This is a genomic window from Aquabacterium sp. A08 (assembly GCF_011742065.1).
The window spans coordinates 1-215 of sequence record NZ_JAAQQT010000225.1; the positions used below are offsets into that span (position 1 = coordinate 1).

Genomic DNA, 215 nt, shown 5'->3' on the forward strand with positions numbered 1-215 from the left:
AACAGCGCGCCGTGGCTGGCGCAGACCAAAAACTGCCCGGTGAGGTCGAAAAAGTGGTTGGGCCGCCAGTCCATTTCCATGGCGACGTGGCTGCAACGGTTCAGGTAGGCCCGGACCTGGCCGCGGTGCCGCACCGCGAAGGCGCGGCAGGTCCGGCCCTGGTAGCGCACGTCGAAGGGGCAGGCCTCGCCGCCGTCGGTCAGGTCGCGGGCGTT

The 215-nt window shown here is 69.8% G+C and carries 1 pseudogene; it reads right to left on the reverse strand.

The features are described from left to right. Positions 1-215, reverse strand: a pseudogene (locus HA630_RS26840) (Rieske (2Fe-2S) protein); the annotation flags it as partial.